Source organism: Glutamicibacter endophyticus, assembly GCF_048457885.1.
Taxonomy (GTDB): domain Bacteria; phylum Actinomycetota; class Actinomycetes; order Actinomycetales; family Micrococcaceae; genus Glutamicibacter; species Glutamicibacter endophyticus.
The window spans coordinates 1,840,689-1,860,837 of record NZ_CP174200.1; the positions used below are offsets into that span (position 1 = coordinate 1,840,689).

Genomic DNA, 20,149 nt, shown 5'->3' on the forward strand with positions numbered 1-20,149 from the left:
ATGATTAGAACATGGCCATGGCGAGCAAACCACCGGCGGCGCCGCCGATGATCGGGCCGACGATCGGCACCCAGGCGTAGGACCAGTCGCTCGAACCCTTGCCCTTGATCGGCAGCAGGGCGTGGGCGATACGCGGGCCAAGGTCACGTGCGGGGTTGATGGCGTAGCCGGTCGGGCCACCGAGGGAGGCACCGATGGCGACAACCAGCAGGGCCACGGCCAGTGGGCCCAGACCGTGCGGGGTCTTACCGAAGCCGGCAATCACGAAGACCAGCACGAAGGTAGCGACGATCTCGGTAAGCAGATTCCACCCGTAGGAACGGATGGCCGGGCCGGTGGAGAAGACGCCGAGCTTGCTGGCGGCCTCGGGCTCCTCGTCGAAGTGCTGCTTGTAGGACAGCCAGGCACCGACGGCACCGAGGAAGGCACCGAGCATCTGGGCGACAAAGTAGAGCAGCATGTTCAGGAAGGTCTTATCGACGCCCGGGGCAAACTCCTGGACGTCACCGTTGACCATCAAACCGACGGTCACGGCAGGGTTCAGGTGCGCACCGGATGCCGCGGCAACCCACACACCGGCGAACACGCCAAGGCCCCAACCGAAAGCGATGGTCAGCCAGTCGGCTCCATTACCTTTGGTCTTGGCCAGTACGACGTTGGCGACCACGCCGCAACCAAGCAGCAACAACATAAACGTGCCGAGCATTTCGGCAAAAAACACATTAGCGGACAACGTTGACCTCATTAATGTTTCGACGAACTGGCACCTCTTTGATACCAGTGATGAATTTGCTAGACGAGCTGCACCTGGTGTGCATCGGCTAGCACCGAAAGCGCGTGCTCAATTTCGGTTTCCTTGCGGCTGGAATCCCAGCCCATCGGTGCGGCGAGGCCGTCGGCGACCTCATGCACCAAATCCTTGGTAACCAGGCCCCGGAAGGCCAGGTTGGTACGGCGGATGAACACGTCGATCAGGCGTCCGACCTGTTCATTGGCGGCCATATGTGCCAGTTCTTCAACGGAGAGTTCGTCGCTGTGCTCCAGCGGCTGCTCGCCGTCCTTGATGATCTCGAGCAGCTCGTCGGCGCGAGTGCCGTAGCGTTCGAGCAGGACTTGCAGACGCTGCCGGCTGGCCTGCCCCTCACGGGCTGCGAACCAGGCGGCGAGCTCACCCTCGTTCTTCGGGTAGTTCTTACCGCCGCCGATGGCCACCCCGGCGGTGCTGGCGACCTGGCGGGCACCGAGTAGCTCCAGGGCCTTGCCGCCGAGCGATTCGCTCAGGGCGCGGAAGGTGGTCCACTTGCCACCGATCAGCGAAAGCATGGTGGTCTTATCGGTCAGGCGGGTGTCCTTGACCTGGTAGTCGCGGGAGACGAAGCCGGGGGCCGTGTCGTCGTGGTTCGGCAGCGGGCGTACCCCGGAGAAGCTGTAGACGATGTCGTCCTTGGTGACGTTCAGCTTCGGGAAGACGTGGTGAACCAGATCGAAGAAGTACTGGATCTCTTCGTCGGTGCACACGGCCGGTTCGCGCATATCGTGCTCGAGGTCGGTGGTGCCCACCAGCACGCGGCCGAGCATTGGGTAGATCAGCACGATGCGGCCATCGGAGTGCTCGAAGAAGATCTCGCGTCCGCCGGTGGCGGCGAGCAGCTCCGGGTGATCGAGCACGATGTGCGAGCCCTTGGTGCCGCCGGTCCACTTGGTGTTCTTCCCCAGCTGCTCGTTGGTCAGATCCACCCAGGCGCCGGTGGCGTTGATGATTACATCGGCTTCGAAGTCGAACTCGTCCCCGGTCAGCTCATCGCGCAGTCGGGCCTTGCCGCCTTCGAAACCGGTCATCGACACGTAGTTGCTGGCACGGGCCTTGTCATTGGCCTCGAGGCCCTCGCGCAGCACGTCGAGGGTCAGGCGCTCCGGGTTGTGCACCGAGGCATCGAAGTAGGTGGCGGTGTACTTCACGTCGTCGCGAAGCTGCGGCAGTTCCTTGCGGCCGTTGGCGCCGAGCTGGAACTTGTGCCATGGGGTGTTACGTCCGCCCAGACCGGCGAATACGTCATACATGATCAGGCCGAGCTTGATGAGCACGGCCCCGCGCTCGGTGGGCTTGCCGGACTTGTGGGTCAAGAAGCGCAGCGGAGCGGAGAGAATGCCGGAGAAGGTTGAGAAGATCGGGATCGTGGTCTGCAACGGCTTGACGTAGTGCGGGGCGATCTCGAGTAGCGAATTGCGTTCCTGCACGGACTCGTGGACCAGGCGGAATTCACCGTTTTCGAGGTAGCGGATGCCGCCGTGAATCATGTGCGAGCTGGCCCCGGAGGCGCCCTGGCAGTAGTCCCCGCGTTCCACGAGCGCCACGTCGATCCCCTGCATGGCCAAGTAGCGGAAAGTCGCTACGCCATTGATGCCGCCGCCAACAATTAAGACGCGTGCCTGCGGATTGGCGCGGAGGTCCTCGAGCTGCTTTCGATTCACGAATACTCACCCTTAAGTACGAAATGGTCTTTTCAAGGGTTAGTCTGGTCACTATGGAACAAAGCGGTCAAACTATTTGCACATACGTGCAGAATTGCTAGGAACGATGGCGGAAAACCGGTTAAATGTCGGGTCACGGCGCTATGTGCATGACACATCCGTGCACGCGGATCCCAAAACACGGGATGCCTTGCGTGCGGCGCAGCTCTACTACGTGCAGGACATGAAAATGGAGAGCATCGCCCGGGAACTGGGAACCTCGCGCTCCACGGTGTCCCGGCTTTTAGCGCATGCCAAACGCACCGGGATGGTGTCGGTGAAGATCAATCCGGCGGCGAACCTTTCGGCCATGCTCAGCACCCAGCTCTCCGAGCGGTTCCGCATCTCGGTCCAGGTGGTCCCCACCGACGGGTCCATGGACGACACCCAACTTCTCCAGCGAGTTACCGCCCATGCGGCCTACGTCTTGGGCACCATGGTCTCTTCCTCGATGACCATCGGGGTCGCCTGGGGCTCGACCATGCAGGCGCTGTCGACCGCCCTGGGCAGTCACCCCACCCACGACACCGTGATCGTGCAACTCAACGGCGCGGCCAACCCGGTCACCAGCGGGGTGGGCTACGCCAGCGAAATCCTCACCCGTTTTGGGGAGTCCTTTACCGCACGCATCGAACAGTTTCCGGTCCCCGCCTTTTTTGACCGGGCCGAAACCCGGCAGGCGATGTGGGCCGAAACCTCGGTGCAGCGTGTGCTGCGCGTGCAACGCGACATGTCCCTGGCCGTGTTCTCCCTCGGCGCCGCCGCCTCTACGGTCACCTCGCAGGTATACCGGGGCGGTTATCTGAGCGAGGCCGAACTGCGGGAACTCGAACGGCTCGGCGCGGTGGGCGACGTGGCCACGGTGTTCTTCGACGCTCAAGGTCGCAGCGACACCATAGAAATCAACGCGCGGGCCACCGGTCCCACCTTCGACATGTTGCGTGAAGTGCCCCGCCGGCTGTGCGTGGTGGCCGGGCGCGGCAAACTCGAGGCGGTGCGCGGGGCCCTGGCCGGGGAATTAATTACCGACCTGATCATCGACGAGGGTACCGCCATGGCGCTGCTGGGCGGGTAGGCTTTTGCCATGGCCGCACGTGAAGAACTTGTCTCCACCCACCACCTATTGGGCAGCGAACTGAAGGTTTTCAGCTTCCCGGCAACCGCCCGTAAACGCGGGGTGATTTTCGCCGTGCATGGTTTCCGCGGCGATCACCATGGCCTGGCCCGGATCGTGGCGCAACTGCCCGGATATACCGTCATCGTTCCGGACCTTCCGGGTTTCGGCGCCTCCACCCCGATGTCCGGCACCCATGATGTGCCCGGATATGCGGAACTGCTGGCGGCCCTGGCCGATGAGCTTGAACTACCGCGGAGCACCGTCTTGCTCGGGCACTCCTTCGGCTCTATTGTGGCGGCCGAATTGGCCACCCAACGTGACTTTGCCGCACTGCTACTGTTGAACCCAATTTCCGAACCTGCCCTGGAATCCAGCCAGGCCTTGTTGGCCGGGATTACCAGCGGCTATTACCGACTCTGTGCCGCGCTCCCGACCGGAATCGGCGAGGGCCTGTTGCGCTCGCGCATGTTCACGGATTCGATGAGCCTGGTGATGACCAAAAGTCAGGACCCCACTGTGCGCGCCTACGTGCGGGAGCAGCACCGCGCCTACTTCGGTAGTTTCCACTCCCGGCACACCTTGGCCGAGGCCTACCGCGCCTCGATTACCAGCACCGTGCTCGACTACGCACCGGCGCTGGACCTTCCCACGCTGTTGGTGGCCGGGGCCGAGGACGAGCTGGGTAGCCCGGCCAGCCAAGAACGACTGCGCGATGCCTTCGGTGACGCCCGGCTGGTAATGCTCGAAAACGTGGGCCACCTGATCCACTATGAGAAGGCCGAGCAGACTGCCGCGGCGATCACCGGTTTCTTGCGCGAGATCTCCGCACGCCGCCGAGCGGCCGACGCCTCGTCAAGTTCCTAACACACGGCGTTAACCGATCCCCTCTCGTCTGTTGGGCAACGTCAGGCCGATGCCTCCGAAGTCCATTCAGTAAGCTCATCGCCCCTGTGGGCCTGCCGCCAGTCCCATCGTGTCTTTGATGCTTCGATAGCGAGTTCTCTCCCGCTGATAGGCTCCACATATGCCCGTTGTCACTGAGAAAGCCGTATGCTACGTAGTCCAAGACGACCACTTGCTGGTTTTCACACATTTGCAGCATCTTCTGCAGGTAACCGGCGTTCAGGTGCCCGCCGGCTCGATTCACTCCGGAGAATCACCCGATCGTGCGGCGATACGCGAGCTACGTGAGGAAACGGGCTTGACCGGTTCTGTGGTTCGTAGCCTCGGAACGGCGACCTACGATATTCGACCGGCACGAAATGAAATCGCTCGCCGACATTTTTTCGAGTTGTCGGTAGCACCACAAGACTTGACGCGCCGCTGGATCGCAGGTGAGACCGATCCTTCACACGGCGGACTACCCGAAACCTGGGAATGCTGGTGGTTGCCGCTGAAACAAGGGCATGTGTTAGCTGCTGGCCTCGGCGCCCTCCTAGGAAACCTTCGCACCGGCTCGACTCAAGGCGCCTAACGGATATCCAGTATCGAAGCTCTGCAGACTAGATTATCCAAGCAGCGGTCGGTCGTTGATCGCACACTTCACAGTTCGAACTCTGAATCTCCAGCGGTCCGTCAAGTCGAGGCACGTCTCGAGATGCTCTTGTGTGTGACAACAAAAGATCCGGACGATTCCATGTCTTGGGCTGCACGTAGTTCGTATTGTGGTCCGCACGATCGCCGTCTTACAGCACCTGATCCGGGTCGATGCTCACCTGCGCCACCGGTTCCTTGGCCGCGGCCATCTGGGCGCGCAGGCTACGCAGCTGCCCGGTCACCGCGGGGCCATCGGCATAGGAGAAAAACAGCACATAACGGTGCTCAAGTGGCGGACCTTCAAGGATGGTCGGTCCGTGTACCTGCACCGGCGCCTGAAGCCGCCGCACCAGCAGACCGGCACCGGGCCCGGAGACGATGGCGCTACGCACCGCTGGGGGTAAGCCAACTTCGCGCCGTTCGGCCAGTTCCCGCTCGGCGAATCCGGCCGGGTCATAGCGAATCAGCGCGGCACCGGCAACGCTCGGGTCGCCGGTGAGCACCACTACCCCGTCGTCCCGGGCGAGGCTGGCCGCGGCAAACCAACGCGCAAGCACCTGTTCGGCATTACGCAAGGCATCGTGGGCCAACATCTTCTGCGCGTCGAGGAGCAGCACCGCCCGGTAGCCGGCCTCGGCCACCGGCTCCACGCCGGGGGTACTGACCACCAGCGCCGGGCGATCGGGCACCTCGAACAGCGGCTTGGCACCCGTGGAGGACAGTACCGGCACGCTGGGAAAAGCCTGGCCCAGCTCGTCGGCGGTGCGTTCACTGCCGACCGAGGCGGCGCGAATCTGCGTGGAGCCACAGGTTTGGCAGGCATAGTTCCGGTAGGTGCGGGCACACCAGCGGCAACTGAGGGCCGCGCCGGAAGAGCTGAGCTGTAACGGTCCCTGGCAGTCCAGGCAGCGGGCCAGCGAGCGGCAGTTCTGGCAGGCAATGGCTGGCATAAACCCGGTGCGCGCTACCTGTACCAGGACCGGCCCGTGTTTGAGGGCCGCGCTGGCCTCCCGCCAGGCCAAGGCCGGGATGCGGGCTCGAGCCAGCACCGGATCGCGTTCGAGCTCAAAGTCGCTGGCCGCCGCCACTACCCGTGGGGCACGTTCACGCAGTAGGGCGCGCGGGAGCTTGAGCTCTTGGGCCCAGTCAGTAGCCACCAGCCGTTGTGCCTCAACCGAGCGCGAGGTACCGGCGATGAGTAGACCCACCTCGTCGAGCTGACTTCGGAGCAGGGAAATTTGCCGAGCGTGCGGATATGGAGCACGCTGTTCGCGGTGGGAGGCGTCATCATCCTGCCAGATGATCATCAACCCAAGATCCGGCACATGACAGAGCGCGGCGGCCCGGGTACCGATCACCAGTGGCACTTCCCCACCGATGGCCTTGAGATAGTTCCGGTAGCGCGGCGTGGGGCCATCATCGGCATGTAGCCGTGCATAGCTTTCGGGTCCCAGTTCGCTATCGAGGTAGGCCGCCAGCAGTTGCAGGTCGCGGGCATCGGGCACCACAATCAGCGCGCGGCGTCCGGCGGCCAAGACCGGCAGGCAGGCATCGAGCAGAAACCCGGGCCAGGACCCCTGATTATTCGGGGCCCAGGTCACCACGGCGCGGTGGGCCTGGCCTGCCGCCCACCGACCGGCGCTTTCGGCTCCGCCGGCATACTCATCAAGTTGCCCCTGGCGTGGTGGCAGTTCGGGATAGCGCAACTCGCGTTGCTCGGTCTCGACCCGTGCGGCTCGTGCCGGGACGGCCAGTCGCACCACATCCCACAGGGTGCCGGCGTAGCGTTCGGCCACGGCCTGCGCGAGCCGCGCAATCTCGGGATGTAGCGCCACGGTTGGTGATACGAGCTTGGCCAGCGGCTTGAGTTTATGTTCGACCGGTAGCTCGTCGAGCACCTCGAGCACGAAACCGGCCAGTTGCCGACCACCGAAGGGGACCTTGACTCGCACGCCGGCCTGGACCTGCTCGCGCATGCTCGGCGGGATCAGGTAGTCAAAGGGGCGATCAAGATGTGGCAGCGCAGATTCAATAAGCACCCGAGCCACATGCGCGGCGCGCTGTGGCTCGGGTGCTTCGATCAGGGCCTGTTGGTCCACCGACGGACCTTTAGGCGTTGAAGTAGCTGCGCAGCGCCTCGACGCGGTCGGTGCGCTCCCAGGTGAAGTCCTTATCGTCGCGGCCGAAGTGGCCGTGTGCTGCGGTCTTCTGGTAGATCGGACGCTTCAGATCCAGATCTTCGATAATGCCCAGCGGGCGCAGATCGAAGACTTCGTTGATCGCGGCGGTGATCTTTGCCGGATCGACGGTTTCGGTGCCGAAGGTTTCCACGTAGAGACCCACCGGGCGGGCCACGCCGATGGCGTAGGCCACCTGCACTTCGGCGCGTCGCGCCAGGCCTGCGGCGACCACGTTCTTGGCTACCCAGCGCATGGCGTAGGCCGCCGAACGGTCCACCTTCGACGGGTCCTTACCGGAGAAGGCACCGCCACCGTGGCGAGCGTAGCCGCCGTAGGTGTCGACGATGATCTTGCGGCCGGTCAGCCCGGCGTCGCCCACCGGGCCACCGATGATGAACGGGCCCGAAGGGTTCAGAATGACATTGGTGTTCGAGGTGTCCAGGCCCGAACGCTCCAGAACCGGGGTGACGACCTCTTCGAGCAGATCGGCCTTGAGGGTGTCCAGCTCGTACTCCGAGGCGTGCTGGCTGGAGACCACCACGGTGTCGATGCTGACCGGGGTTTCCCCGTCGTAGCCGATAGTGACCTGGGTCTTGCCATCCGGGCGCAGCAGGGGCAGGCGGCCGTTCTTGCGCACCTGGGTCAGGCGCTCGGAGAGCCGATGGGCCAGGAAGATCGGGGTGGGCATCAGCGAATCAGTTTCATCCGAGGCATACCCGAACATCAGACCCTGATCGCCGGCTCCCTGCAGGTCGCGGGGATCCTTGGCCAGGCCCTGGCGGGCTTCGAGAGAATTGAACACCCCGTCGTGGATTTCCTGCGACTGCTGGCCGATGGATACCGATACGCCGCAGCGGGCGCCGTCGAAGCCGTTGGCCGAGGAGTCGTAGCCGATGTCGAGGATGGTGCGGCGCACGATCTCGGGGATTTCAACATAACCGTCGGTGGTCACCTCGCCGGCCACATGGACCAGACCGGTGGTGGTCAGCGTTTCGACGGCGACCTTGGAATGTGGGTCCTGAGCCAACATGGCGTCGAGGATGGCGTCGGAGATCTGATCGCAGATCTTATCCGGGTGCCCCTCCGTGACGGACTCGGAGGTGAAAAGGCGCAATTCGGGGGTTGATGAAGTCACCTAGTTACTCTATCTGTTCTCATACTGTTGATGTTCAACGTTGATACTTTCCGTGACTTTGGGTCACGTGGTGCCGCTCACTGTGTGACGGTCTGTTGCCGATTTATGACGTCAGCGACCTGTTCGATGACCACGCGGGCCACCTCGAGCTTGCTTCCGGCGCTGTGCACCGGGGTGCGGCCATCGGCGAAGAGCACCTGGGCGGCGTTGGTGTCTTGTCCGAAGGTCAGGTTGGTGCCGACCTCGTTGACCACGAGCATTTCACAGCCCTTGCGTTGCAATTTGGCGCGGCCGTAGTCTTCCACGCTGCCTTGCGCGTCCCCGGTTTCTGCGGCGAAGCCGACCACCAGCGGAGGCAGCTCGGGTTGCGTGGCGCGAGCCGCAACTACCTCGGCCAAGATATCGGGGTTGCGCACCAGTGAGATCACCGGGGCCGAATGCTCATCACGCTTTTTGATCTTGGACTGCTCAATGGTGTCGGGGCGGAAATCGGCCACCGCCGCGTTCATGATCAACACGTCCTGGCCCGGCGCGTGCTCAAACACCGCCGCGTGCAGGTCACTGGCGCTGCCGACCTGGATCACCTTGGCTCCAAGCGGCGCGGGAACCTCGAGGTTACAGGCCAAGAGGGTCACGCTAGCTCCGGCATCCATGGCGGCACGGGCCAGAGCCACGCCTTGGCGCCCGGACGAACGGTTGCCCAAGAAGCGCACCGGGTCCAGCGGTTCGCGGGTGCCTCCGGCGGTGATCAGTACCTTGCGCCCGGCCAACAGCGGCTCGCTGAGCATCGCGGTGGCCCTGGCAAAGATCTCCTCGGGTTCCACCATGCGCCCGGGGCCCGAATCGGTACCGGTTAGTCGCCCCTCGGCCGGACCGATCAACTGTACGCCGCGGTCGCTGAGCGTCTGGATATTGGCAACGGTCGCCGGGTGCTGCCACATTTCGGTGTGCATCGCCGGGGCCATGAGCACCGGGGCGCGGGTGGCGAGCAGGGTTCCGGTCAACAAGTCCGTGGCCAGCCCGTTCGCGGCCTTGGCCAGCAGATCGGCGGTGGCCGGCACGACAAGCACCAAATCCGCCTGCTGACCCAAGCGCACGTGGTTCACGCTATCCACGGCGTCGAAGACATCGGCGGTCACCGGGTTGCCCGAAAGCGCCTCCCAGGTGGCGTTTCCCACAAATTTTTCCACGCTGGGGGTGGGAATCACATCGACGTGGTGTCCGGCCTCGCGCAGCAGGCGCAGGAGCAAGACCGATTTGTAGGCCGCAATGCCGGCCGAGACCCCTAGGACAATTCGCTTCACGCTATAGCTTTCTGGCTCGTTAAAAAGGAAACGGCGCCCTGATCTCAGGGCGCCGTAGCGACGTTTTAGGCCTCTTCGGCGGCCGCGGTAACCTTCAGCAGACCCTCGTCGAGTTCGCGTAACGCAATGGTCAGCGGCTTCTCGTTGGCCTTGGTCTCCACCAGCGGGCCGACGTACTCGAACAGGCCCTCATTGAGCTGCGCGTAGTATGCGTTGATCTGACGAGCACGCTTGGCCGAGTTCAAGACCAGTGCGTACTTCGAGTCATTGGTCGTCAGCAACGAGTCGATCGACGGGTTGATGATTCCCTCTAGGTTGGTGGTCACAAGACTCCCCTTATTCATTCCTCAGCCCCATTTGGGCGACAAGCTCTTCGGCGGCGCGTGCAACATCGTCATTAACGATGGTCACGTCGAATTCCGACTCAGCCGCAAGTTCCAGTTTAGCGGTTTCCAGCCGACGCTGCTGTTCCTCGGCGGATTCGGTGCCGCGGCCAATGAGCCGACGCACCAATTCCTCCCACGACGGCGGGGCCAAAAACACGAATTTTGCCTCGGGCATGGTCTCCTTGACCTGCCGGGCACCCTGCAGGTCAATTTCGAGCAAAACCTTCTTGCCCTGGGCCACCGCGTCCTCTACCGTGCTGCGAATGGTGCCGTAGCTATTGCGTCCGTGCACCACCGCCCATTCGAGCATTTGCCCGTCCTTGACGAGCGCCTCGAACCGTTCCGGGCCCACAAAGTAGTAGTGCACCCCTTCCACTTCGCCGGGACGCGGGTCCCGAGTGGTGGCTGAAACCGAGAGCCATACATCCGGATAGTTATCGCGGATATAAGTGGAGACGGTTCCCTTGCCAACGGCCGTTGGGCCTGCCAGTACGGTTACTGACGCAGCGGTCATATACTACACTTTCGTTTTTGGAGGCGACTGCTTGAAATGCTCGGTGATCGCGGTCCGTTGCTTACGGCCCAATCCACGCAGTCGACGGGAGGGAGAAATCCCCAGTCGTTCCAGCAGATTCGCGGCGCGGACTTCGCCGACGCCAGGCACCGACTCGAGCAAGTCCATCACGCGCATGCGCCCCACGGCTTCATCTTCGTAGACCAAGTCTAGTACCTCGGTGATGGAAATTTTTCCCGTACTGAACTGATCTTTGATCTCCGCACGTCGGGTGCGCGCGGCTAGCGCCTTGGCCCGTGCCCGGATGCGATCTTCGTCTGAAAGCTCTCGCAATACCATCGTTCAGCCATCCTTAGTGTGTAGTGGACTTGCCTCTATGGTGTTGAACATAATCACCAAACGCGTTTTATGCAAGAAGAATCGCGTTGTGGCTACCAGAAACTGTAGTAGCCACAACGCGATTCGGCTAGTAATTTAGCGCGCGTCGATCAATTCGTTGCGCACTTGCTCCGCCTTTTTCCGCAGGGCGGAAACTTCCGGTCCAACCTTGAGGATGTCTCGGCTACTGGTGCCCAGCACCTGAGCGTAGCTCTGCTCGAAGGCGGCGGCGATGTCCGCTGCGGTGGCGCCCTGCGCTCCGAGGCCCGGAGTGAGCAACGGTGCCTTGCTGGCCACCAGGTCGATGCCCAGCGTTTTCACCGCGTCTCCGATGGTCGCACCGACCACCAGGCCCACGTGACCCAGATCCGCGGCGTCGGCGTTTTCGGCGGCGACCTGCTCGATAATCGACTTGGCCACCGACTGCTCACCGCCCACATGCTGCACGGAGGGGCCCTCGGGGTTCGAGGTCAGTCCCAGCACGAACACACCGCGACCGGTGCTACGAGCCAGGTCCACCGCCGGACGCAGGGACTCATAGCCCAGATAGGGGCTGAGCGTCACCGCATCCGAGGCCAGCGGCGAGTTATCGTCCAACCAGGCGGTCGCATAGGCGGCCATGGTCGAACCGATATCCCCGCGCTTGGCATCGGCTAGGCTCAACACGCCCGCGGCCCGCGCTGCGGCAAGCGTTTCCTCCAGCACGGCGAAGCCGGCCGAGCCGAAGCGCTCGTAGAGGGCGACCTGCGGCTTGCACATGGCCGCTACCCCTTCGAGTGCCTCGATCACCGTCAGCGAGAAGCGGCGCACGCCCTCGACGTTATCCTCCAGCCCCCAGCTGTGAAGCAGCCCGGGGTGCGGGTCGATGCCCACGCACAGTGGACCGTACTGGTCCATGGCGCTGCGCAGGCGCTCTCCGAAGTTACGCATCCTCGCCCCGGTTCAGGAACTTGGCGTGCTCCTGCAGGCTCATCACATCCCAGTCGTAGGAACGCTGTGCATCGATGGCCTGTGCCGCCGCGGCCAGTTCGGCCACGGTGGTGATGACCGGGGTGCCCACGCTGGTGGCCGCGGCACGAATCTCGTAGCCGTCGCCGCGGGCTTCGGAACCCGACGGGGTGTTCACGATCAGTCCGATATGTCCCTCGTTGATCATGTCGACGATCGAGGCACCACCCTCGTGCACCTTGGAGACCACTTCGGTGGGGATACCGTTGCGGCGCAGCACCTCGGCGGTGCCACCGGTGGAGACAATCTCGAAACCGTTATCCGAGAGGTGCTTGACCGGCAGCACGATCGAACGCTTGTCGCGGTTGGTCACCGAAACGAAGATCTTGCCCGAGGTCGGCAGCGGGTTGTTGGCCGCGGCCTGGCTCTTGGCGAAGGCGGTGTCGAAGTACTTGTCGATACCCATGACCTCACCGGTGGAGCGCATTTCCGGGCCGAGCAGCGAGTCGACGACCTTGCCCTCCGGGGTGCGGAAACGGGCGAAGGGCAGCACGGCTTCCTTCACGGCGATCGGTGCGGTGTCCGGCAGGTTCGAGCCGTCACCGGTGGCCGGCAGCACGGTACCGCGCAGCTCGGCGATGGATACCCCCACACCGATCAGGGCGGCAGCCTTGGCCAGCTGCACACCGGTGGCCTTCGAGGTGAAGGGCACGGTGCGGCTGGCGCGCGGGTTGGCCTCGATGACGTAGAGGATGTCGCTGGCCAGCGCGAACTGCATGTTGATCAGACCGCGTACGCCCACGCCTTCGGCGATGGCGCGGGTGGCGGCGGCCACACGGGCGCGCACGTCCGGGCCCAGGGTGATCGGAGGCAGCACACAGGCCGAGTCGCCGGAGTGAATACCGGCCTCCTCGATGTGCTCCATGATGCCACCGATGTACAGGTCGGTGCCGTCGAACAGGGCGTCGACGTCGATCTCGATCGCGTCTTCGAGGAAGCGGTCCACCAGCACCGGGTGATCCACGGTGATTTCGGTGGCGTTGGAGATGTAACGCTCCAGGTTTGCCTCGTCGTACACGATTTCCATGCCGCGGCCACCCAGCACGTAGCTTGGGCGCACCAGCACCGGGTAACCGATGGAGTCGGCGATGGTCTTGGCCTCGGCGAAGGACACGGCGGTGCCGTTCTTCGGGGCGATCAGCCCGGCGTTATCCAGCACGCGCTGGAAGGCGCCACGGTGCTCGGCCAAGTCGATGGCCTCCGGGGTGGTGCCCAGAATCGGCACGCCGGCGGCCTTCAGCTCGGCGGCGAGCTTCAGCGGGGTCTGTCCACCGAGCTGCACGAAGACACCGAGTACGCCACCGGTCTCCTCTTCGGCGTGGATGATCTCCAGCACATCTTCCAAGGTCAGCGGCTCGAAGTAGAGGCGATCGGAGATGTCGTAGTCGGTGGAGACGGTCTCCGGGTTGCAGTTGACCATCACGGTCTCGTAGCCGGCCTCGCGCAGCGCCATCACGGCGTGCACGCAGGAGTAGTCGAACTCGATACCCTGACCGATTCGGTTGGGACCCGAACCGAGGATGATCACCGACTTCTTCTCGTGGGCCACCAGCTCGCTCTCCTCATCGTAGGAGGAGTACATGTACGGGGTGAAGGCCTCGAACTCGGCGGCGCAGGTATCCACGGTCTTGTAGACCGGGCGGATGTTCAGCGCATGACGCACTCCGCGCACCACGGCCTCGGACTTGCCGGTCAGCTTCGCGATCTGCGCATCGGAGAAACCGTGACGCTTGGCCTCGCGCAGCACCTGCTCATCGAGGTTCGGGTGCGCGGCGATCTGCGCGGCGGTCTCGTTGATCAACGCCAGCTGATCCAGGAACCACGGGTCGATGCCGGTGACCTCGTAGAGCTTTTCCAGGGAAACCCCGGAGAGCAGTGCGCGCTGTACCAGCGCCAGGCGCTCGGTGGAGCCCACGGTGATCTTCTCGAGCACCTCGGGGATCTCGGCCTCGTCCAGCGGCTCGAAGGACAGCTCGCTGCCCTTCTGCTCGAGCGAACGCAGCGCCTTCTGCAGCGCCTCGGTGAAGTTACGGCCCAGGCTCATCGCCTCGCCGACCGACTTCATGGTGGTGGTCAGGGTGGCATCGGCGGCCGGGAACTTCTCGAAGGCAAAGCGCGGGACCTTGACCACAACGTAGTCCAGGGCCGGCTCGAAGGAGGCCGGGGTCTTCTGGGTGATGTCGTTCGGGATCTCATCCAGGGTGTAACCCAGCGAGAGCTTGGTGGCGATCTTCGCGATGGCGAAGCCGGTGGCCTTCGAGGCCAGCGCCGAGGAGCGCGAAACACGCGGGTTCATTTCGATGACCACGACGCGACCGGTGTCCGGTTCGATGGCGAACTGGATGTTGCAGCCACCGGTGTCCACGCCGACCTCGCGGATCACGTTGATCGAGATGTCACGCAGGCGCTGGTATTCGCGGTCGGTCAGCGTCATCGCCGGGGCGACGGTGATCGAGTCACCGGTGTGCACGCCCACCGGGTCGAAGTTTTCGATGGAGCACACGACCACGACGTTGTCGTTCTTGTCGCGCATCATCTCCAGCTCGTACTCCTTCCACCCCAGGATGGACTCCTCCAGGAGCACCTCGGTGGTCGGCGAGTACTGCAGGCCGGCGCCGGCGATGCGGCGCAGATCCTCGGGGTTGTAGGCCATGCCCGAACCCAGGCCACCCATGGTGAAGGAGGGGCGCACCACGACCGGGTACTTCAGCTCCTCGACGGCGGCGAAGGCCTCCTCCAGGGTGTGCACGATCTTCGAGCGGGCCGATTCGGCGCCCGAGCGCTCCACCACGCCCTTGAACTTTTCGCGGTCCTCACCGAGCTCGATGGCCTCGATGTTGGCGCCGATCAGTTCCACGTTGTACTTCTCCAGCACGCCGTTCTTATCCAGCGCGATGGCGGTGTTCAGTGCGGTCTGACCGCCCAGGGTCGGAAGCACGGCATCCGGGCGTTCCTTGGCAATGATCTTCTCGACGATTTCCGGGGTGATCGGCTCGACGTAGGTGGCGTCGGCGAATTCCGGGTCGGTCATGATGGTGGCCGGGTTGGAGTTGACCAGGATGACCCGCAGGCCCTCCTCCTTGAGCACACGCAGAGCCTGGGTGCCGGAGTAGTCGAATTCGGCGGCCTGGCCGATCACGATCGGACCCGAACCGATCACGAGCACAGAGTTCAAATCGGTGCGCTTAGGCATTACTTGGAATCCTTATCTGCAGCGTTGTCTAACGCGGCGACGAAACGGTCAAAGAGGTAGGCGGCATCGTGCGGGCCGGAAGCGGCTTCCGGGTGGTACTGCACGGAGAAGGCCGGAATGTCCAGGCAGTTCAGGCCCTCGACGACGCGGTCGTTGAGCGAGAAGTGGGAGACCTCCACGGCACCAAAGCGCGCGACCGGCGCGGTGACCGAGCCCTCGAGCGGGGCGTCCACGGCGAAGCCGTGGTTCTGGCTGGTGATCTCCACCTTGCCGGTGGCCTTATCCAGCACCGGCTGGTTGATACCGCGGTGACCGAAGGGCAGCTTGTAGGTGTCAAAGCCCAGGGCGCGGCCTAGGATCTGGTTACCGAAGCAGATCCCGAAGTAAGGGATGCCGGCGTCGAGCACCGAACGCACCAGTTCCACCTGAGTGGTGGCGGTGGCCGGGTCACCCGGGCCGTTGGAGAAGAACACCCCGTCGGCGCCGGTGGCCTTGATATCTTCGAGGGTCGCATCATGCGGCAGCACGTGCACGCGCAGGCCACGCTCGGCCAGACGGTGCGGGGTCATCGACTTCATGCCCAGGTCGATGGCGGCCACCGAGTGCTTTACCGCACCGGTGTAACCGTGATCGGCTGGCTCGACGACGTAGGCCTGCTCCACCGAAACCTCGGCGGAGATATTGCGCCCGGCCATCGGCGGCTGCTGCTGCACCTCGGCGAGCAGTTCCGCCTCGGGACGCTGTGCGGCCTCACCGGAGAAGATGCCGGCCTTCATGGCACCGGCTTCGCGCAGGTGGCGAGTCAGCGCGCGGGTGTCAACATTGCGAATGCCCACGATCCCCCACTTTTTCAGCTCATCTTCCAAGGTGCCCTGGCTGCGCCAGTTGCTCGGGCGGCGCGAGGCGTCGCGCACCACGTAGCCGGCGGCCCACATGCGGCGGGACTCGGGATCCTCGTCGTTCACACCCGTGTTGCCCATATGCGGGAAGGTCTGCGCGATGATCTGGTGGGCGTAGGAGGGGTCGGTGAGCGTCTCCTGGTATCCGGTCATGCCGGTGGTGAACACGGCCTCGCCCAGGGTGGTGCCCACGGTGCCGTAGGCCAGGCCACGGAAGATGCGGCCATCTTCCAGTACCAGCAGGGCTGGAAGGTTGCTTAGCGTAGTCACTTAATGTTTCTCCTGCTCGGCTGTGCCGCCCATGCGCGGCTGCAGCATCTGAATAATCTCTGCGGTCTGTTCGTGATACCGGGGTCGGAAGCCGGTATCGAATTCGTAGTCGTCCTTGGCCCAGCTGATGATCACCAGTCCGTCGCGTTCGACGAACTTGCCCGCCATTCCGGCCCCTCGCTGTACCTCCAGCGTGGCGCCGTAGGGAATGTGCAGGTCCGTGGTTCCGGGACGCAGCAGGTGCACCCCATCCTCACCAATGCTCAATTCGGCATTGGAGCGGATCCCCAGCTGATGCACGGCCACCCGGTCCAGCCAGTCCTCGCGGCGCGTGGTGCTGACATACATTCCCGTAAAACGAGCCTGCTCGCTGTCCTCGAAGGGCTCATAGGGGGCCGGTACATCCTGTTGCCGACGCTTCATATTGCGCCACCCCAAGGCGATGAGGATGAAGGCCAGGACGATGACGGCGATCGTGATCCCGATCGCGGTAGGCGCGCCCTCAGGCATCGATCGACCGAGCCGAGGCCAATTCACCATCCAGCACGGTCGGGTGACCGTGGAAGAAGGTCGCGCGCACCGCACCGGGCAGTTCCATGCCGGCGAAGGGCGAGTTCCGCCCCTTGGTGGCCATCGCGAAGGGGTCGACGATCCAACGTGCCTCGGGATCCACCAAGGTCAGGTTGGCCGGTTCGCCCTCGGCGATGGGGCGGCCCTGATCGCTCAATCGGCCGATCTGCGCCGGCACCGCGGAGGTGATCCGTGCGACGTCGGCCCAGGACAGCAGCCCGGTCTCGACCAGCGTGTGCTGCACGATGGACAGCGCGGTCTCCAGACCGGTCATGCCCATGGCCGCCTGCGCCCATTCGCAGTCCTTGGACTCCGAGGGGTGCGGGGCGTGGTCGGTGCCGATCACGTCGATGGTGCCATCGGCCACGCCGGCGCGCAGCGCCAAAACATCCTCGTTGCGGCGCAGCGGCGGGTTGACCTTGTACACCGGGTCGAAGGTCTTGACCTTCTCATCGGTGAGCAGCAGATGGTGCGGGGTCACCTCGGCGGTGACCTTGATGCCGCGGGCCTTGGCCCAGCGGATGATCTCCACCGAGCCGGCGGTGGAGACGTGGCAAACGTGCAGGCGGGCATCGACGTGCTCGGCCAGCAGCACGTCACGGGCGATAATCGATTCCTCGGCCACCGCCGGCCAACCGGGCATTCCCAGTTCCGCGGAGGTCTCCCCCTCGTTCATCTGGGCACCCTCGGTGAGCCGTGGCTCCTGCGCATGCTGGGCGATCACCCCGTCGAAAGCCTTGACGTATTCCAGGGCCCGGCGCATCAGCAGCGGGTCCGAGACGCAGATGCCATCATCCGAGAACATGCGCACCGCGGCGCGCGAGTCGGCCATGGCACCGATTTCCGACAGCTGTTCGCCGGCCAAACCGACGGTGACGGCGCCAACCGGGCGGACGTCCACCCAACCGGCCTTGCGTCCCAGCTCATAGACCTGCTCGACGACGCCGGCGGTGTCGGCCACCGGGGTGGAGTTGGCCATGGCGTGGACGGCGGTGTACCCGCCCTTGGCGGCGGCCTGGCTACCGGTCAGCACGGTTTCGGCGTCCTCACGGCCCGGCTCGCGCAGGTGGGTGTGGGTATCGACCAGACCGGGTAGCAGGATCTGACCGGCGGCCTCGATGACGGTGGCGTCCTCGGCGGACAGCTCGGTGCCGATCTGGGCGATCACCCCGTCACGGATCAACACGTCGGCGCGCTGCTCGCCAAGAATATTAGCGTCACGAATCAGGTAGTTCATAGGGAGGATTCCTTCGTCAGGTCGCCGGATAGAAGCAGGTAGAGGCTCGCCATGCGCACGGCCACACCGTTGGTGACCTGTTCAAGCACGAGAGCGCGATCGGAGTCGGCGGCCGCCGAGGAAATTTCCAGGCCGCGGTTCATCGGCCCCGGGTGCAGGATCAAGGTGTCCATCCCGGCGGCGTTCAAACGGCCCAGTCGGGCGTCATCCAGCCCCCAGTACCGCGAGTATTCGCGTGGGTTCGGGAAGTACGCCGCCTTCATGCGCTCACCCTGGACGCGGAGCATCATCACGGCGTCCACGCCCGCGTTCAGCACGGAATCCAGGTCGTAGCTGATGGTGCACGGCCAGTTGCCACTACCGACCGGCAGCAGGGTGGGCGGGGCGATCATGGTCACCTCGGCGCCCAGGGTACGCAGCAGCCAGAGGTTGGAGCGGGCCACGCGCGAGTGCAGGATGTCACCGACGATCGCGACCTTCAGGCCATCGAGTCCACGACCCAGCGGGGAGACGTTCTCGCGCAGTGCCAGCTGGCGGCGCAACGTGAAGGCATCGAGCAGCGCCTGGGTCGGGTGCTCGTGCATGCCGTCACCGGCGTTCACGATCGGCAGATCGATCCAGTCGGTGGCCGCCAGACGAGCCGGGGCCCCGGAGGCTGGGTGACGAATCACCACGGCGTCGGCGCCGATGGCCAGCAGCGTCTGCGCGGTGTCTTTCAGCGACTCGCCCTTGGACACTGAGGAGCCCTTGGCGGAGAAGTTGATCACGTCCGCGCTCAGACGCTTGGCTGCCGCTTCGAAGGAGATGCGGGTGCGGGTGGAGTCTTCGAAGAAGAGGTTCACCACGGTGCGTCCACGCAGCGCCGGAAGCTTCTTGACTTCGCGGGTGCCGGCCTCACGCATTTCTTCGGCCACGTCGAGGATCTGGATGGCCTCGGCGCGCGACAGATCGCGGGTGGAAATCAGGTGTTTCATGCGATCCCCTCGATACTCACATCGTTCGTGCCGTCGATTTCTGCCAGGCGCACACGCACCTTTTCGCTTTTCGCGGTGGGCAGGTTCTTGCCCACGTGATCCGCGCGGATCGGCAGTTCGCGGTGTCCGCGGTCGACCAGTACGGCCAGTCGCACGATTTTGGGGCGTCCCCAGTCGGCGAGGGCGTCGAGGGCGGCGCGAATGGTGCGTCCGGAGTAGAGCACATCGTCGACCAGTACCACGACCTTGCCCTCGATGCCGCCGCTGGGAAGTTTGGTCGGCGAGGGGGTGCGTGCGGTGGAGTGCCGCAGATCGTCACGGTACATGGTGACGTCGAGTTGCCCCACCAGAGCGGCGGGGTCGATGGATTCGTCCTTGGATGCGGCCGCAATACGGTCGGCCAGACGGCGCGCCAGCGGGAACCCGCGGCTTGGAATACCGAGCAGGACGAGGTCCTCGGTACCCTTATTTGCCTCGATTATTTCAAAGGCAATACGCGTCAACACACGTTCAATGTCATCGCCGGACAGCACGGTACGTGCCAGCACGGGCTGTGATGCTTCATCGGTCATCTGTGCGCGATCTCCCTTCTCCGCCTCACGGGACGGTTCTTAAAGGAACAGTGCTGAAGTAAAAATTATCACGCGTGCACCCCAATCCCCTAGCGCATATTCATGCATTGCGACGAATCGACCGAGGTGTTAATCACAGGGAAGGCGACGGCGCCCTTTCCTGGCCTGCCCCGGTCACGCATCGGCGCAGGTCACCGGTGCGCCGACACTGACCTGACGCGTCATTTCCAGTGCCGCGGCCTAGGCATGACGCCGTGCATAGCTCGTCGCCAATCTCACGTTCGCGTCGTGGAGAGGTAATACGCGTGCAACGTTGGCGCTTAAACACGAACTGCCGAGGAGATATCCCTAAACGGGATCTCCTC

18 protein-coding genes are annotated in these 20,149 nt (G+C 64.0%); 3 read left to right on the top strand and 15 right to left on the bottom strand.

The window, feature by feature from the left end; translation table 11 throughout:
* Positions 1 to 4 precede the first annotated feature (4 nt).
* A complete protein-coding gene (locus ACJD00_RS08590; RefSeq protein WP_418909325.1) occupies positions 5 to 691 on the bottom strand; it encodes an MIP/aquaporin family protein in 687 nt (228 codons plus the stop codon).
* A 101-nt stretch (positions 692 to 792) separates the two neighbouring features.
* Positions 793 to 2,472 (bottom strand): FAD-dependent oxidoreductase, encoded by a 1,680-nt coding sequence (locus ACJD00_RS08595; RefSeq protein WP_418906675.1) that lies wholly within the window; start codon positions 2,470 to 2,472, stop codon positions 793 to 795.
* 145 nt (positions 2,473 to 2,617) lie between these two features.
* On the opposite strand from ACJD00_RS08595, the gene ACJD00_RS08600 reads away from it, so the two are divergent.
* The 3 genes from ACJD00_RS08600 (at position 2,618) to ACJD00_RS08610 (ending at position 5,102) form a co-directional block, all read left to right on the top strand.
* The gene (locus ACJD00_RS08600; protein WP_418906676.1) at positions 2,618 to 3,586 is read left to right on the top strand and encodes a sugar-binding transcriptional regulator; all 969 of its coding nucleotides are present in this window, start codon (positions 2,618 to 2,620) and stop codon (positions 3,584 to 3,586) included.
* A gap of 9 nt (positions 3,587 to 3,595) precedes the next feature.
* Positions 3,596 to 4,492, top strand: coding sequence for an alpha/beta fold hydrolase (locus tag ACJD00_RS08605; RefSeq protein WP_418906677.1), 897 nt, complete (start codon positions 3,596 to 3,598; stop codon positions 4,490 to 4,492).
* A gap of 160 nt (positions 4,493 to 4,652) precedes the next feature.
* A complete protein-coding gene (locus ACJD00_RS08610; RefSeq protein ID WP_418906678.1) occupies positions 4,653 to 5,102 on the top strand; it encodes an NUDIX domain-containing protein in 450 nt (149 codons plus the stop codon).
* 211 nt (positions 5,103 to 5,313) lie between these two features.
* On the opposite strand, the gene ACJD00_RS08615 is transcribed toward ACJD00_RS08610, so the two are convergent.
* The 13 genes from ACJD00_RS08615 to pyrR form a co-directional block, all read right to left on the bottom strand.
* On the bottom strand, positions 5,314 to 7,263 hold the full coding sequence (locus tag ACJD00_RS08615) for a primosomal protein PriA (protein ID WP_418906679.1): 1,950 nt from the start codon (positions 7,261 to 7,263) through the stop codon (positions 5,314 to 5,316).
* Positions 7,264 to 7,273: 10 nt separating this feature from the next.
* The gene (gene metK / locus ACJD00_RS08620) at positions 7,274 to 8,479 is read right to left on the bottom strand and encodes a methionine adenosyltransferase (protein ID WP_309407079.1); all 1,206 of its coding nucleotides are present in this window, start codon (positions 8,477 to 8,479) and stop codon (positions 7,274 to 7,276) included.
* A 77-nt stretch (positions 8,480 to 8,556) separates the two neighbouring features.
* Entirely contained in the window at positions 8,557 to 9,783 is a 1,227-nt protein-coding gene (gene coaBC, locus ACJD00_RS08625; RefSeq protein WP_418906680.1) for a bifunctional phosphopantothenoylcysteine decarboxylase/phosphopantothenate--cysteine ligase CoaBC, read from the bottom strand.
* A 65-nt stretch (positions 9,784 to 9,848) separates the two neighbouring features.
* A complete protein-coding gene (rpoZ, locus tag ACJD00_RS08630) occupies positions 9,849 to 10,109 on the bottom strand; it encodes a DNA-directed RNA polymerase subunit omega (RefSeq protein WP_309407076.1) in 261 nt (86 codons plus the stop codon).
* 10 nt (positions 10,110 to 10,119) lie between these two features.
* Positions 10,120 to 10,683: a guanylate kinase gene (gene gmk, locus ACJD00_RS08635; RefSeq protein WP_309407074.1), complete on the bottom strand. Its 564-nt coding sequence runs from the start codon at positions 10,681 to 10,683 to the stop codon at positions 10,120 to 10,122.
* A 3-nt stretch (positions 10,684 to 10,686) separates the two neighbouring features.
* Positions 10,687 to 11,022, bottom strand: coding sequence for an integration host factor, actinobacterial type (gene mihF, locus ACJD00_RS08640; RefSeq protein ID WP_309407073.1), 336 nt, complete (start codon positions 11,020 to 11,022; stop codon positions 10,687 to 10,689).
* Between the two features lie 135 nt (positions 11,023 to 11,157).
* Positions 11,158 to 11,991, bottom strand: a complete 834-nt coding sequence (gene pyrF, locus ACJD00_RS08645; RefSeq protein WP_418906681.1) for an orotidine-5'-phosphate decarboxylase — start codon at positions 11,989 to 11,991, stop codon at positions 11,158 to 11,160.
* The gene (gene carB, locus ACJD00_RS08650) at positions 11,984 to 15,262 is read right to left on the bottom strand and encodes a carbamoyl-phosphate synthase large subunit (RefSeq protein WP_418906682.1); all 3,279 of its coding nucleotides are present in this window, start codon (positions 15,260 to 15,262) and stop codon (positions 11,984 to 11,986) included. The genes pyrF and carB overlap by 8 nt, the downstream gene beginning before the upstream one ends.
* The gene (gene carA, locus ACJD00_RS08655; RefSeq protein WP_418906683.1) at positions 15,262 to 16,431 is read right to left on the bottom strand and encodes a glutamine-hydrolyzing carbamoyl-phosphate synthase small subunit; all 1,170 of its coding nucleotides are present in this window, start codon (positions 16,429 to 16,431) and stop codon (positions 15,262 to 15,264) included. The genes carB and carA overlap by 1 nt, the downstream gene beginning before the upstream one ends.
* Positions 16,432 to 16,941 (bottom strand): hypothetical protein, encoded by a 510-nt coding sequence (locus ACJD00_RS08660; protein WP_309407066.1) that lies wholly within the window; start codon positions 16,939 to 16,941, stop codon positions 16,432 to 16,434. It abuts the gene before it with no gap.
* A complete protein-coding gene (locus tag ACJD00_RS08665) occupies positions 16,934 to 18,238 on the bottom strand; it encodes a dihydroorotase (protein ID WP_418906684.1) in 1,305 nt (434 codons plus the stop codon). Before ACJD00_RS08665 ends, ACJD00_RS08660 begins: the two co-directional genes overlap by 8 nt.
* Positions 18,235 to 19,212: an aspartate carbamoyltransferase catalytic subunit gene (locus tag ACJD00_RS08670; protein ID WP_418906685.1), complete on the bottom strand. Its 978-nt coding sequence runs from the start codon at positions 19,210 to 19,212 to the stop codon at positions 18,235 to 18,237. The genes ACJD00_RS08665 and ACJD00_RS08670 overlap by 4 nt, the downstream gene beginning before the upstream one ends.
* Positions 19,209 to 19,784 carry a bifunctional pyr operon transcriptional regulator/uracil phosphoribosyltransferase PyrR gene (gene pyrR, locus ACJD00_RS08675; protein ID WP_418906686.1) on the bottom strand — a complete coding sequence of 192 codons (576 nt, stop codon included), beginning with the start codon at positions 19,782 to 19,784 and terminating at the stop codon, positions 19,209 to 19,211. Before pyrR ends, ACJD00_RS08670 begins: the two co-directional genes overlap by 4 nt.
* Between the last annotated feature and the right edge of the window lie 365 nt (positions 19,785 to 20,149).

Bases quoted from the DNA above. Each gene is read 5' to 3' on its own strand.
- ACJD00_RS08590 (WP_418909325.1), bottom strand. From the start codon at position 691: ATGTTGTTGCTGCTTGGTTGCGGCGTGGTCGCCAACGTCGTACTGGCC.
- ACJD00_RS08605 (WP_418906677.1), top strand. From the start codon at position 3,596: ATGGCCGCACGTGAAGAACTTGTCTCCACCCACCACCTATTGGGCAGC.
- ACJD00_RS08610 (WP_418906678.1), top strand. From the start codon at position 4,653: ATGCCCGTTGTCACTGAGAAAGCCGTATGCTACGTAGTCCAAGACGAC.
- gmk (WP_309407074.1), bottom strand. From the start codon at position 10,683: ATGACCGCTGCGTCAGTAACCGTACTGGCAGGCCCAACGGCCGTTGGC.
- mihF (WP_309407073.1), bottom strand. From the start codon at position 11,022: ATGGTATTGCGAGAGCTTTCAGACGAAGATCGCATCCGGGCACGGGCC.
- pyrF (WP_418906681.1), bottom strand. From the start codon at position 11,991: ATGCGTAACTTCGGAGAGCGCCTGCGCAGCGCCATGGACCAGTACGGT.
- carB (WP_418906682.1), bottom strand. From the start codon at position 15,262: ATGCCTAAGCGCACCGATTTGAACTCTGTGCTCGTGATCGGTTCGGGT.
- ACJD00_RS08660 (WP_309407066.1), bottom strand. From the start codon at position 16,941: ATGCCTGAGGGCGCGCCTACCGCGATCGGGATCACGATCGCCGTCATC.
- ACJD00_RS08665 (WP_418906684.1), bottom strand. From the start codon at position 18,238: ATGAACTACCTGATTCGTGACGCTAATATTCTTGGCGAGCAGCGCGCC.
- ACJD00_RS08670 (WP_418906685.1), bottom strand. From the start codon at position 19,212: ATGAAACACCTGATTTCCACCCGCGATCTGTCGCGCGCCGAGGCCATC.
- pyrR (WP_418906686.1), bottom strand. From the start codon at position 19,784: ATGACCGATGAAGCATCACAGCCCGTGCTGGCACGTACCGTGCTGTCC.